This is a genomic window from Rickettsia endosymbiont of Culicoides newsteadi, from assembly GCF_002259525.1.
Lineage (GTDB): Bacteria > Pseudomonadota > Alphaproteobacteria > Rickettsiales > Rickettsiaceae > Tisiphia.
Map to the genome: position 1 here is coordinate 19,299 of NZ_MWZE01000002.1, position 12,786 is coordinate 32,084.

The following is a 12,786-nucleotide window of genomic DNA, read 5'->3' on the forward strand; positions in this document are numbered from 1 at the left end:
TTTGTTGTCAAAACTCGTCTCCGTTCCTCACGTACATCTTAGTACGCTGCGGTACTCGACTTCGTTTTTCCTAAAAATTCCTCAATTATCTTTAGGTTATGCAAGAGGTCTATTACAATTTTGGCTTTAAACATAATTGGCGTAGCTCATTTTCAATTGTCGAGCCAAAATATTTAGCTAGTGGTAAAAAACTATACTTAGTCTCTTGTATTATTTTCTTTATTTTTTCAGATGGTTTAATTTCAATTGTTTGCATATTATGGATTCGATCACACAATTTAATAAGCAATATGTCATATTTACCTTGAAGCCATAACGACTCTACCATTTCCTTTGAGCTAATTTTTCGATCCATTTTTATTCTAGTTAAGTCCTGAACTTGACTGGCAACTAACTTACCAAAATTATTGGCAATTATTTTTTCAGTAATCTCTGTATCTTCAATCGTATCGTGTAGTACACATGTAACCAGTAAATCTGTTCTAAAAATTTTATATTCTCCCGTGAAGTATAGTTAGTAAAAATACAAGCAACTTCAATTGGATGAGAATAAAAAGGTTCCCCTGAATCTCGCTTTTGCTTACCATGGTACTCTTTGGCGTAGTAAATAGCTTTTTTTACTTTGAGAATATCTATCGTATCTGTCTTGTCATGTAACAGTAATAGTTTATCTAGTAACTTATTTGAATAGCAACAAGTTTCGAATTTTGATTTCCAACAATTAGCCTCTTTCATACAATTTTATTTTTATTTATTACTATTGTAAATAAAACATATAAAAAACCATTTCGTAAGATAGAAATTCAGTGGCAAAAAAAGCTTGCTATTTTTACCGGCATTTATAGGAGGGTAAAATGCTTAATAAATCGTTGCATTGTATTGCATTTAAAATGATAATAAGTACTTATTATCAAATCTATAAAATAGTATTATGGACATTTGGAAATTGAGCAACATTGCTAACTCGTACAGTGAAACAAAGGAATATAGGTTTAACAATTATGTTGTTAATCCACATATCAAAAATTTAATAGGTAGTGCAAAAGATAAGGCCCTATTAGAGGTAGGATGTGGATTTGGTAGGTACTTAGAGATTTTTTCCAAAGAATGTCCACTAAAATTAGTAGGATGTGATCTTTCTTATTATCAAATAGAATTATGTAAACAATACATACAAAATAATAATATTGGGCTACATGTATTAGATTTCTCTGATTCTGCCAGCCCTGAGATAGTAGGTCAAGGTGAATATGATATTGTTTTCAATATTTTTGTAATTTTATACATAGATACTTTAGAGAAACTTAAAGCATTTATTACAAATTGTTATAAATGCTTAAAAAAAGGTGGAAAGGTTTTAATATGTACTTTAGATATTTTAAGTGCTTCATTTTACCCAGAGGTTTTTAGTATATTAAAACTTCCTACAAGACCTTTGCACAACAATAAATATAGTGATGGTTGTCCAATAGAAATAAGTATCACAAATGATTGTGTGGTAACGTCTTATCAGAGAGATTTTGATACTTTAAAATCACTAATGACAGAAGTAGGCTTTAAAAATATAAAAAAGTATGATTTATTTTTAGATAAAGTTGCTTTACAGGTTTTTACAGATGAGGAATTAAATATTATAAAAAAGTCTAATATACTTCTACTTATAACAGCAGAAAAATTAAATGATTAGTAACATTGGTATTAAAATTACTATGTTAAAAATCTTTACAATATCTTATTTAAGTAATGAATATGTTTAATACTCTTGATCAAGATGTTCAATTAAATATTGAGCAAGTAAAATGGAGAGAAGTTAGAGATGTGGTACATAGGTGCAATCCTACATTAGCAGAGAAATGCGATAATATTAATAAAGATGCGGAATATCCTTTATTCAAAATGTACTATCCTTATGGTGCATTTATTGTTGATAAAGGAGAATTTTACTTACCAACTTTAGATGGTAAAACAATCTCTATAGAAGATAAGCGTATTCCACCAATTTTAAAAACAAATCTAGGGTATAGCCAAATCCCCTTATCCCTTATTATTGATAAGGCTAGTGAAGTCTTTGTTGAAGCGCAAAATAGAGTAATCTCACTTAACTTTCTTAACATAGGGGAAATGTTTGGTTTATTTGAATTAATGAATCTATTCGGTCTAGGATCCCAACACTCTTCGTTAAATACTCCTATTTGGAATATATCAGCTGGAGCACGTTCGACATTTATGATTCCAAGCATTTCTAACATGATCAGTTATACTAGAATCAAAAAAAAATTCGGTAAAGATATTCATGTTCCTTGTAATATTACAGATCATTGGCAAACATTTGTAGATATTCACAAATATAACTGCAATACAAAATCTTGGTATAATACAGTCTTAGTCTTCTCAAGTGGGTGGTTTTTAGATAAAAATAATCATGCATATATTGAATTATATAAATACTTAGTTAGTAAATGTTGGCAACAATTTCAGTTATTAGAGGATTTTACGGAATTCAGTTTGTTATGGTCATTTTTTATACATGCCATTAGTAAACGTAATTTAAAACCAAGACCCTACTTAATTGATACTATAAAACATTTGATTTTGATTGCTAAAGGTTTAGGTATCGCATTTAAACCAACTCCCAATGATACAGCACTACCAATGAGTTTAATACAACAAGTATATAAGGATGATTATCGTTTAAAAGATTATATACCAACTATTATGCAACCAACAAAGCTTACAAAAAAAAATAGAGTTTATTATTCTCTTAGCTATCCTAATTTACGTGATAGTTCACCCTATTTAAAAAATCCTCCCAGTATAATTGAAGATCAAAGAGAAATAAAAAAATTATTAGATATATTAATAAATATTATCCATCAGATTGATACTTTGAATACTAATTCACTTAAAAATATAAATTTTGAGCTGTTTCATTCTAATAATGATCCATTTGGTCAAATATTACCTAGCAGAACTATACCAGAAACAGATTCTAGATTTCTAGAATCTGCTTCTAATGAAGATAAAAGATTATTCTGTTCTTCATCTAGCTTCTTCAATGGTTGTATCGCTATATATACTACAAACTTAACCTAAGGTGTTATGAGTAATACTGAGCATAAACAAAAAATATTACCAGTCTTGCAAACTATAGTAGATAGGTTAAAGGTTTGTAAGGATATCAATTTAACAGATGTAACATTTGTTTGTATACAACATCTTCTATTTACAACAATTGACCTAATAAAATCTCTTATCATGCTCGGTGCCAAGCCAAGCAACATTCATATAATGGGTAAAATATATTCAACTTGTCCAGAGGTGGTAGAGCAAATTATAAAATTAGGAGTAATACACTATCATTGTACCCAACCCCAACAATTGGGTAATTTCAATGATTGCTTTAATAAAGATATAGCTAATATGTGGAATAAGGTTAGCAATACCTTAATCAATACAAAATCTAATAATATTATTATCCTTGATGACGGTAGTAAGTGTATAACAAATATTCCAAAATCTTTAAGTGACAATTATACAGTTTTTGCTGTAGAACAAACATCTTCAGGTATAGCTCACATTAAAAAAACTAACATTACTGTACCCGTAGTTAATGTTGCTTTTTCTGCTGCAAAACAATTATTAGAATCTCCAATGATTGCAAGAGCTGTTGAAATCAAACTTGATAAATTCTTGTCACTACGTAGTAGTGGTCTTACGTCAGGAGTAGTCGGACTTGGAGTAATAGGAAGGGCTGTTGTTCAGAAACTTTTATCGTTTAATCATAAAGTAATAGTTTACGATAAGATCAAAGAAAAATGTAATTTCATAAATTCCGTTAAGGTTGCTAATAGTACTCAATTGCTATTTCAGGAAGCAGATTATATTTTTGGTTGTACGGGTGAAGATATTAGTATTTCTATTAATATAAATGAGATACAAGGAATCAAAAATTTAATCAGCTGCTCATCACAAGATATTGAGTTTCAATCGTTACTTAAAATCATTCAAAATAATTATCCCAATATGATCTCAGATGTACTAAGTAATCTATGTTTACCTTTAGATAATGGTATAATTAAAATATATAGAGGCGGATATCCGATAAATCTAGATAATTCTGGCGAATCTGTGCCAGCTCAAGATATACAACTTACTCGTGGATTGTTATTAGGTGGGATTATACAAGCTATATTTCAATTAATTCAAGAACCTAAGCTGGAATCTAAACAATATATGCTAGATCCTAAAATACAGAAGTTAATAGTACAAGAATTAATGATAAATAGACTAAGCCAGATATCGGATGAGTCGTTAGTTATGAACTTTTTGGACGAAGAATGGATCAAAAATAATTCTATCGGGTGTTCTACGAAGAAACCTATTATTTTCCCAGAAAGTTTATTTAACGTAACTTAAGATTATTTTAGAAACTCACCTTACGCATGGCATTTAAAAAGGTCATGAAAATAGCTTAGCGTCATTGCGAGCCACCGTAGGTGGCGTGGCAACCCATTTCTAATCATTTTTCTGGATTGCTTCGTCGACCTTACGGTCTCCTCGCAATGACGGTTTCTCAATTATTGTTTTCTTAAACTAACGCTTATGGGGGGTATGCGTAAGGTGAGTTAGAAATTTAAATTATCAAACCTTTCGCTTGTGATTTCCATAACTTTTTGTACAGTTTACTGTTTTTTAATAGTTCCTCATGCGATCCATCTTCGACTATACTACCCGCATCAAAAACTAGAAGTCTATCCATATTCAACAAAGTCGATAACCTATGAGCTATAACTAATACAGTTTTATTTTGCATTAAGTAAGATAGAGAATCTTGTATTAAGCTCTCAGTTTCACTATCTAAACTGCTTGTTGCTTCATCAAGGATTAATATAGGAGCATTCTTTAATATTGCCCGGGCGATTACTATTCTCTGTCTTTGACCACCTGATAAATTATTACCCCTTTCACCGCATAAGCTTTGGTACCCTTCAGGCATGGCGGCAATAACTTGATGTATATGAGCTGCTCTTGCCGCCTCTATTACTTCTTCTAAGCTAGCATCTTTTTTTCCATATCTAATATTATCGATAATTGTCCTATGAAATAGGATTGGTTCTTGTGGTATTATGCTAATATTATCTCGCAAAGAGTCTTGAGTTACATATCTAATATTTTGCCCATCAATTAAAATTTCTCCTTGGTCTATATCATGCAACCGTGTAATAAGATTGATAAAAGTTGTTTTTCCTGAGCCAGAAAATCCTACTAATCCGACCTTTTGTTGACTCAAAATTGTAATAGATTTATTCTCAAATAAATTATTATTATGGTAATATTTAAAACTAACATTTTTAAATGCTATCTCACCTTTTGCAACCCTTAGAAGATGGGGATTATCAATATCTTTTATAATATGAGGTTTCATCAATGATAAAGTTTGATGAAAAGAGCCAAATTCTTCAAACATATCCCCTATTTCTTGCGTTAAATCCCAAATTTCAGTAGTAACAGCCATACACAAAGTAAGTATCAAGACACAATCTCCTATAGTTATTTGCATTTGACTACGAAGCTGTGCCAAATAATAAATCATGATAAAAATCATTATAGCACAGATTATTCCTAGTACGTTACGTAGCTTCCACATGAAAAACTGCATAATTTGTTCATTGACTATCGCATTATCTATTCTTGCTTCTAGATTTTGACGTTCAAATCTATGAGAAGTAAACATTCGTACTGTACTAATATTGGCTATCAAATCCACAATCTTACCGGCAACTATTGATTTACTTCGGGCATAATTTACTGAATATTTATTTACTGTACTTGAACAAATAACAGTAATTCCTATAAAAACACAAATAAATATCAGGAATATAGTGAAAAATATTTGATGAACCGAGTACATGGCTACTAGAGAGAAGACAATTACAGCTAACTTATATATAATTTTCTCACCAAATAACGATAGAACCATTTCAAAAGATCTAGAAGCTTCAGTAATACGATTGGTAATATAACCAGCCAGGTTTTCTTGAAAAAATTTATGATTATGATACTGAGTATAATTATACATCTCATCTAGTATCTGTCCTTTGATATAGGGTATTGTTTTTAGATAAACATAATCATAAACCCGCCATATAACATTGACACCCATCCACCAAACTGCATATATTATTGCCCAATACATCATAGAGGAAGGTAGATATTTAGCTTCTTCATCAGAGAAAGACTCTAGCAAATTTATAATCTTTTGGAGCAATACACCATCAATAGTAGGTATCATTCCCAACATTATGCATAACAAACCTAAAACGATTAGTTTAATTTTTCTTTTCTTTAAGAAATAGAAAAATAGCCTTATTGACGAGTTTGAAAAATCAATATTTCCTAGCACTACACACACCTCATTATAAAAAAACTAATTATACTAAAATTAACCTAATAACAAACCTTGCCACTTTACTACAAAACTGCTATAAAACAGTACAGAATATCTGAAGTTATCTAGAATGAAAGAAAAAAACATACCTATTTTGAATAGCCTAACTAAGAAAGCTACCAATTCATTAGATACTGATAATAATCCTTTTTTTAATGTTAGATATATTGGTCAATCAACGACTCTAATTACTGAATCTATCCAAAAAGGTTTTGATGTTGCACAGTTATCTAATGGAGACATTACAGTTACGGAAATTAAAACAGTAAATGTTCACTATAATTGGGATCCTGTTAAACAAAAATTTATTAAAATAAACCAAAATTAGAATTATATACTAAATATACTTAGTGTATGTATAATATAGTGTATACTATAATAGACCTCTTGCATAACCTAATCTAATTGGTAATTTTGTTGTCAAAACTCGTCTCCGTTCCTCACGTACATCTTAGTACACTGAGGTACTCGACTTCGTTTTTCCTAAAAATTCCTCAATTATCTTTAGGTTATGCAAGAGGTCTAATGAATGACTCGAATAACTTAATTTATGAGGATAATATGATACTGAAGAATATAATAGCCATCATTGCTGCCATCCTATGTTTTAGCCTGTCAGTATGCTTTGCCGCCGCTCCAAATAGCAACAATCCGGATAATACGGCGATATTAGCTACTTCCATTGACACACGAAACGCTTGGGCAAGACCTTCCATATCAACTACTATTGGCAAACGTAATAATTCTGCAATATATCTTGAAATAGTTAATAATTCTGATACAAATTATAATTTAGTAAATGTTTCTTCCGAGGTCGCTAACAAGGTTGAATTACATAAAAGTTTTGTTGACGAAAAAGGTGTTAGCAAAATGGTACAACTAGATAAGCTAGTCATTCCAGCGAAAACTAGTGCTATTTTACAGCCAGGCGGTATGCATATTATGCTTTTGGATTTAAAAACTACACTAAAAGTTGGTGATAAATTTGATTTACTTTTATATTTCGATAACAACATTAAGAAAGTTGTACAAGTAGAAGTAAAGACCCAATAAATAATTATTTTGCATTAGCCACTACTTTAAAAGTTATTTAAACAATTTTTGAAGTAGTGATAAGTCATTATAGTCAACTCTAAGGAAATACAGCCCACATGCCGGAGCCTTTGCTCCGGCTATTTCTCTTTTTTTAGCATTCAGAACTCTTTGGATATCATCTTCCTGCCATATATTTCGTCCAACTAATACTAAACTACCAACAATATTTCGAACCATATTATGTAAAAAAGATCGAGCAGAAAAATATATTTTTATTTCTTCATTTTTTGGGGTAATAATTAATTCGGATAAGGTTTTTATAGGTGACTTTGCTTGGCAAAATTTGCCTCTAAATGAGCTAAAATCATGATGTCCTATGAGGTAGGAAGCCCCGCGTCTCATTGCTTCAACGTCAAGAGGTTGTTTTATCCACCAAGCACGATTTAAATCTATTATAACTTGGCTAGGTCTATTGATAATTCTATAGACATAATGACGTTCTAAAGCAGAAAATCTTGCATGAAAATCTTTGTCTACTAGAACACAATCAACTACCGCTATATTATAATCTCTCACAAAATAGTTGATAGCCTGCATAACTTTATAAGGACACATATATTTCACTAAATCGAAATGTGCTACTTGCCCTAAAGCATGAACCCCTGCATCAGTCCTGCCAGCTCCATGAACCGCTACTATTTCACCAGTAAATTTATGGATACCATCTTCCAGTGTTTGTTGAATAGATAAAGCACCTTTCTGCTTCTGCCAGCCAACAAAAGCAGTTCCTAAATATTCAATAGTAATTTTATATCGATAAAAATCTAAATTCTTATCGATCTGCAAAATTGATGAATTATCATGATCTTTAATATCATTATCATGCATACTCAAATGATTGCCTCTTTTTGGTTCATAATCTACATAAGAATATGTTATAATGGGTCTTTTTCTTTTTTGCAAAGGCTAAGATGTCTACAATAGTTCCAAAATCATTCTATGAAAGAGATACGCTTATTGTATCACAGGAACTACTGGGCAAGGTTCTGTGTTTTGGTAATATAGAGGCACGAATTATTGAGACAGAAGCTTATGTTGGAGAAGATGATCCTGCTTGCCATGCAGCCAGGGGGATAACACCTCGTACAAAGCTTATGTATGGTTCTGCAGGTAATGCCTATGTATATTTAATTTATGGTATGTATTATTGTTTAAATATAGTGACAGAAAAACCAGGGTTTCCAGCTGCTGTATTAATTAGAGGAGTATATCAATACAAACCTTCAGCAGTTTTACTTGATGGGCCTGGTAAATTATGTCGTACCCTTGGAATTAATAAAACCCAAAATGGTCAAGATATGACTAGTAATCAATCCTTTTGTGTTATTGACGTAGGTGATACTCCTCAATTTATTATTACCCCTAGAATTGGCATTAGCAAAGGTACCGACAAACTTTGGCGTTATTTAGTACGTAAGTGATCACATACATTGGCTCTGTCCAAAAAACTGCGTAAATTTCCAAAATTAGGTCTATTGCTAAAATACCACACGAAATTAAGGGGTATTAACCATCAAAACCATATCTAATGCCAGTGAATTATTGAACATTGTTTTTATTAAGAACAATAAATATATTTTAATAAAAAATTAGTTGACTATTCAATGCAGGTTATATTTAATTCTTTAGATGAGTGAATGACAGAATATGGGTAAAAATGTCATTGCGAGAAGGCGTAAGCCAACGAAGCAATCCTGTTTTGTCCCCCTTGTGTAAAATGTCATACCTGCGTAGGCAGGTATCTAGATTCCGCACCGAAGCGGAAATGACAGATTATAGCTAAAGATGTCACCCCTGCGTAAGCAGGGGTCTCAGATTCCCGCCTACGCGGGAATGACAATAGTAGGCGAGAATGACAGAATAAAAATTATTTTTCTTATATCACTTAGTGCAGCGATAAAATACTATATACTAAACATATTAACACAAAATATTGAAAAAATATGAGCTATCAGAAGTCAACAACAAAATCAGAGCAACTATGAGTAAAGTTGTTCAAGAAAATACCAGGATTATCCCTAATCGGCAAACTAGCCTTACCAAAGAACAAAAAGAAGCTGTTGGGCTGTTGTCAATAGGAACATTCCTTGAATATTTTGACTTAATGCTATATGTCCATATGGCAGCGTTTCTTAATCAGTTATTTTTTGAACCTACTGATCCTCACACAGCCTCTTTAATGTCGGCTTTTGCCTTTTGTTCTACCTTTGTTTTCCGACCTGTTGGGGCAGTAATATTTGGCTGGTTAGGTGATAATATCGGGCGTAAATCTACAGTGATCATGACAACTTTTATGATGGCATTTTCGTGCCTTGTTATGGCTAATCTGCCTACTTATGCCCAGATAGGAAGCATAGCAGCTTGGATACTGACAATATGTCGTATTATGCAAGGTATGTCTTCTATGGGTGAAATAATAGGGGCCGAACTTTATTTAACGGAAATAATCAAGCCTCCAGCCCAATACGCAAGCGTGGCACTGATAGGGGTTTTTTCTTCTCTAGGAGGTGTAGCTGCTTTAGGCGTTGCATCACTTGTAACTGTGCATGGTTTTAACTGGCGTCTGGCATTTTGGTTTGGTGCGGCAGTAGCAGTGATTGGTTCTGTTGCCAGAACAACCTTGCGAGAAACCCCAGAATTTGCTGATGCCAAACGTCGAATAAAAAAATTTTTTAAAAAACTAATACTGATACAGCTTGCTTAAAAGATAATCCGATGTGGCAAGAAAAAGTTGATAAAAAAACTATCATAGCTTTCTTGTTATTACAATGTGTTGCACCAGTATGTTTTTATTTTGCCTATGTTTATTGTGGCAATATTTTAAAGACTTCTTTTAATTACACAACTTCTGAGGTTATCCATCATAATTTTATTGTTTGTCTAATACAATGTTCAATTGTGTTGATATTAGCGAATTTAAGTTACAAAATCCATCCATTATTAATCATGAAAGTTATACTAATAGTATTTTCTATTTTTATGTTATTTTGTCCATATTGGTTGAGTAATCTTCATTTGCCATTTGAGCTATTTTTAGTTCAATCATGTATTATTTTGTTTGGACATTGTGATGAACCTGCTGTTCCTGTTTTTTTATAAGAACTTTCCTGTTTTTAAACGTTTTAGCAGTGTTAGTATGATACGTGCGGTATCTCGGGCTTTGATGTATGTAATCACTGCTTTTGGTTTTATTTACATTACTGACTATTTTGGTCATTGGGGATTATGGATTATTATGGTTCCGACAATTATCGGTTTTGCCTACGGATTATTTTATTTTGATAGATTGGCAAAAAAGTATGGTGATTTACCTATTGCTTTTAGAAACACGGCTACTTATTCCGAAGAAAACAATTATTAGAGTTAGTTATGAGTAAAGTTGTTCAAGAAAATGCCAGAATTATCCCTGATCGCCAGACTACCCTTACTAAAGAACAAAAAGAAGCTGTTTGTTTACTTTCAGTGGGGACTTTTTTGGAATATTTTGACTTAATGCTATATGTCCATATGGCAGTTCTTCTAAATGAGCTATTTTTCCCAAAGACTGATCCACATACTGCTGCTCTCCTTTCTGCTGCCGCTTTTTGTAGCACCTTTATCTTTAGACCATTTGGTGCTTTTTTATTTGGTTGGATAGGGGATACTGTTGGTCGTAAGGCAACTGTTATTGTAACAACCTTTATGATGGCTATTTCTTGCATTATTATGGCTACTCTTCCAACTTATGCCCAAATTGGCGTTACAGCTGCTTGGTTAGTTACAGTGTGTCGCATTATTCAAGGTATATCATCGATGGGTGAAATAATGGGGCTCAAATTTATTTGGTTGAAATTTCAAAACCACCAATACAATATCCAGTTGTAGCGTTGATAGTAACTTTTTCTACTTTAGGTGGATCTTTTGCTTTAGCTATAGCATCGTTGGTAAATTTTCAAGGATTTAGCTGGCATAATGCTTTTTGGATAGGAGCAGTGGTTGCTTTAACGGGCATAATTGCGAGAACTGCTTTGCGGGAAACACCAGAATTTGCTGATGCAAAACGACAACTAAAAAAGCTTTAGCCCCAGCTTTGGATAAGCTAGGCATAGATACAAAAAAACTAGAAGATATGCCTGTTTGGAAGGGAAAAGTTAAGAAAAAAACTGCACTTGCGTATTTTTTAATAGAATGTGCTTGGCCGGTATCCTTTTATTTTACATATTCTCATTGTGCCAATGTTTTAAAAAACTCTTTTGGCTATAATGCTGAGCAAATCATTCATCAAAATTTTATAGTCTCAATGGTGAATCTAGTATCCTATATAATATTGACTTATTTATGCTACAGAATATATCCGTTGATAATCCTTAAAATTAGGTTGGTAGTATTTTGGGGTTTTATTCTTATATGTCCATATTTATTAGACAATGCTGCTAGTCCATTTGATATACTTTTAATCCAGTCATTTTTTATTATATTTAGACCTGATGCTTTTCCAGCTGTTCCAATTTATGTTAAACACTTTCCAGTCTTTAAACGCTTTACTTACACTAGTTGGTTATTTGCCTTATCGCGTGCCTTAATGCATATTGTTACGTCTTTTGGGCTTGTATATTTGATAGAATATTTTGGTCATTGGGGATTATGGGTTATTATGATTCCAGTGAGCTTAGGGTTTGCATTTGGGTTACTTCATTTTGAGAAGTTGGACACAGAGGCTGGGAATCACCCTCAAAAATTATCTCGTGATACTTTGGTAAAAGTTGGGGAATAGCTAAACTTTGATAGCACAATTTAATTAGACTTTGTTTTATTATCTGTGTTTCTAGGTACATAGAAAAACTTACAAAGTTTATTAAAGTTTCCTCCAGTATCTTTCTAACTTTTTCTGGCGATTTAGCACCAATAGTTTGCATATTATGAAGTCGGTCAAATAACTTAATCAATAAAACATCATCTTTCTTTTGTTGAAATAATATATTCAATGTTTCTGCCGCACTAATCTTCCCATAAGACTTCACCCTAGTCAAATCTACCACTTGACTGGCAATTCGCTTGTCAAAGAGCCGAGTAATCATATCTTCGGTAAGAGTTGTATCCTCAATAGTATCATGCAGTAAACTAGTAATGATCATATCAGTCCTGAAGTGTTTTGGTACCTTTAATGCTGTATATTCGGCAACCATATACGCCACCTCTATCGGATGGGAGTAATATGGATCGCCGGATTGTCGCATTTGGCTACCATGATACTTTTTGGCGTA

16 protein-coding genes are annotated in these 12,786 nt (G+C 32.3%); 11 read left to right on the top strand and 5 right to left on the bottom strand.

Translation table 11 applies throughout. The features are described 5' to 3' along the window. Positions 1 to 112: 112 nt before the first annotated feature. Entirely contained in the window at positions 113 to 490 is a 378-nt protein-coding gene (locus tag RiCNE_RS07865) for an HD domain-containing protein (protein WP_338050544.1), read from the bottom strand. Further along, entirely contained in the window at positions 415 to 735 is a 321-nt protein-coding gene (locus tag RiCNE_RS07870) for a bifunctional (p)ppGpp synthetase/guanosine-3',5'-bis(diphosphate) 3'-pyrophosphohydrolase (protein WP_239832525.1), read from the bottom strand. The genes RiCNE_RS07865 and RiCNE_RS07870 overlap by 76 nt, the downstream gene beginning before the upstream one ends. Before the next feature lie 196 nt (positions 736 to 931). On the opposite strand from RiCNE_RS07870, the gene RiCNE_RS00360 reads away from it, so the two are divergent. The 3 genes from RiCNE_RS00360 to RiCNE_RS00370 all read left to right on the top strand — a co-directional run bounded on the left by RiCNE_RS00360 (position 932) and on the right by RiCNE_RS00370 (position 4,416). Then, the gene (locus tag RiCNE_RS00360) at positions 932 to 1,687 is read left to right on the top strand and encodes a class I SAM-dependent methyltransferase (protein WP_094648660.1); all 756 of its coding nucleotides are present in this window, start codon (positions 932 to 934) and stop codon (positions 1,685 to 1,687) included. A 62-nt stretch (positions 1,688 to 1,749) separates the two neighbouring features. Next, on the top strand, positions 1,750 to 3,093 hold the full coding sequence (locus tag RiCNE_RS00365) for a hypothetical protein (RefSeq protein ID WP_094648661.1): 1,344 nt from the start codon (positions 1,750 to 1,752) through the stop codon (positions 3,091 to 3,093). Between the two features lie 6 nt (positions 3,094 to 3,099). Then, the gene (locus RiCNE_RS00370) at positions 3,100 to 4,416 is read left to right on the top strand and encodes an NAD(P)-dependent oxidoreductase (protein WP_094648662.1); all 1,317 of its coding nucleotides are present in this window, start codon (positions 3,100 to 3,102) and stop codon (positions 4,414 to 4,416) included. A 217-nt stretch (positions 4,417 to 4,633) separates the two neighbouring features. Here the strand turns inward: RiCNE_RS00370 and RiCNE_RS00375 are convergent, their stop codons facing one another. Further along, complete coding sequence (locus RiCNE_RS00375; protein WP_275656717.1) at positions 4,634 to 6,403, bottom strand: ABC transporter ATP-binding protein; 1,770 nt, start codon at positions 6,401 to 6,403, stop codon at positions 4,634 to 4,636. A gap of 115 nt (positions 6,404 to 6,518) precedes the next feature. Here RiCNE_RS00375 and RiCNE_RS00380 point away from each other — a divergent pair, with 115 nt between their 5' ends. Next, positions 6,519 to 6,776, top strand: coding sequence for a DUF2671 domain-containing protein (locus RiCNE_RS00380; RefSeq protein ID WP_094648664.1), 258 nt, complete (start codon positions 6,519 to 6,521; stop codon positions 6,774 to 6,776). A 197-nt stretch (positions 6,777 to 6,973) separates the two neighbouring features. Continuing rightward, positions 6,974 to 7,501, top strand: coding sequence for a copper chaperone PCu(A)C (locus RiCNE_RS00385; protein ID WP_094648665.1), 528 nt, complete (start codon positions 6,974 to 6,976; stop codon positions 7,499 to 7,501). 33 nt (positions 7,502 to 7,534) lie between these two features. Here RiCNE_RS00385 and truA read toward each other — a convergent pair whose 3' ends face one another. Next, complete coding sequence (gene truA / locus RiCNE_RS00390) at positions 7,535 to 8,371, bottom strand: tRNA pseudouridine(38-40) synthase TruA (RefSeq protein ID WP_094648666.1); 837 nt, start codon at positions 8,369 to 8,371, stop codon at positions 7,535 to 7,537. A gap of 83 nt (positions 8,372 to 8,454) precedes the next feature. On the opposite strand from truA, the gene RiCNE_RS00395 reads away from it, so the two are divergent. From RiCNE_RS00395 to RiCNE_RS08380, 6 genes are all read left to right on the top strand, one after another. Continuing rightward, positions 8,455 to 8,964: a DNA-3-methyladenine glycosylase gene (locus RiCNE_RS00395; RefSeq protein WP_094648667.1), complete on the top strand. Its 510-nt coding sequence runs from the start codon at positions 8,455 to 8,457 to the stop codon at positions 8,962 to 8,964. 560 nt (positions 8,965 to 9,524) lie between these two features. Beyond that, positions 9,525 to 10,247, top strand: coding sequence for an MFS transporter (locus RiCNE_RS08360; RefSeq protein WP_338050541.1), 723 nt, complete (start codon positions 9,525 to 9,527; stop codon positions 10,245 to 10,247). Positions 10,248 to 10,258: 11 nt separating this feature from the next. Further along, positions 10,259 to 10,642 carry a hypothetical protein gene (locus RiCNE_RS08365; protein ID WP_338050542.1) on the top strand — a complete coding sequence of 128 codons (384 nt, stop codon included), beginning with the start codon at positions 10,259 to 10,261 and terminating at the stop codon, positions 10,640 to 10,642. 37 nt (positions 10,643 to 10,679) lie between these two features. Continuing rightward, the gene (locus tag RiCNE_RS08370; protein WP_338050543.1) at positions 10,680 to 10,904 is read left to right on the top strand and encodes a hypothetical protein; all 225 of its coding nucleotides are present in this window, start codon (positions 10,680 to 10,682) and stop codon (positions 10,902 to 10,904) included. 8 nt (positions 10,905 to 10,912) lie between these two features. Further along, positions 10,913 to 11,407: an MFS transporter gene (locus RiCNE_RS08375; RefSeq protein WP_192866906.1), complete on the top strand. Its 495-nt coding sequence runs from the start codon at positions 10,913 to 10,915 to the stop codon at positions 11,405 to 11,407. 2 nt (positions 11,408 to 11,409) lie between these two features. Then, positions 11,410 to 11,604, top strand: coding sequence for a hypothetical protein (locus RiCNE_RS08380; protein ID WP_192866907.1), 195 nt, complete (start codon positions 11,410 to 11,412; stop codon positions 11,602 to 11,604). A gap of 570 nt (positions 11,605 to 12,174) precedes the next feature. Here RiCNE_RS08380 and RiCNE_RS00410 read toward each other — a convergent pair. After that, positions 12,175 to 12,786: HD domain-containing protein (locus RiCNE_RS00410; protein ID WP_094648669.1), on the bottom strand; the 612-nt coding region annotated here is incomplete at its 5' end.

Excerpts from the sequence above, each read along its gene's own strand:
- RiCNE_RS07870 (WP_239832525.1), bottom strand. The coding sequence starts at position 735 with ATGAAAGAGGCTAATTGTTGGAAATCAAAATTCGAAACTTGTTGCTAT.
- RiCNE_RS00360 (WP_094648660.1), top strand. The coding sequence starts at position 932 with ATGGACATTTGGAAATTGAGCAACATTGCTAACTCGTACAGTGAAACA.
- RiCNE_RS00365 (WP_094648661.1), top strand. The coding sequence starts at position 1,750 with ATGTTTAATACTCTTGATCAAGATGTTCAATTAAATATTGAGCAAGTA.
- RiCNE_RS00370 (WP_094648662.1), top strand. The coding sequence starts at position 3,100 with ATGAGTAATACTGAGCATAAACAAAAAATATTACCAGTCTTGCAAACT.
- RiCNE_RS00380 (WP_094648664.1), top strand. The coding sequence starts at position 6,519 with ATGAAAGAAAAAAACATACCTATTTTGAATAGCCTAACTAAGAAAGCT.
- RiCNE_RS00385 (WP_094648665.1), top strand. The coding sequence starts at position 6,974 with ATGAATGACTCGAATAACTTAATTTATGAGGATAATATGATACTGAAG.
- truA (WP_094648666.1), bottom strand. The coding sequence starts at position 8,371 with ATGCATGATAATGATATTAAAGATCATGATAATTCATCAATTTTGCAG.
- RiCNE_RS00395 (WP_094648667.1), top strand. The coding sequence starts at position 8,455 with ATGTCTACAATAGTTCCAAAATCATTCTATGAAAGAGATACGCTTATT.
- RiCNE_RS08360 (WP_338050541.1), top strand. The coding sequence starts at position 9,525 with ATGAGTAAAGTTGTTCAAGAAAATACCAGGATTATCCCTAATCGGCAA.
- RiCNE_RS08365 (WP_338050542.1), top strand. The coding sequence starts at position 10,259 with ATGTGGCAAGAAAAAGTTGATAAAAAAACTATCATAGCTTTCTTGTTA.
- RiCNE_RS08370 (WP_338050543.1), top strand. The coding sequence starts at position 10,680 with ATGATACGTGCGGTATCTCGGGCTTTGATGTATGTAATCACTGCTTTT.
- RiCNE_RS08375 (WP_192866906.1), top strand. The coding sequence starts at position 10,913 with ATGAGTAAAGTTGTTCAAGAAAATGCCAGAATTATCCCTGATCGCCAG.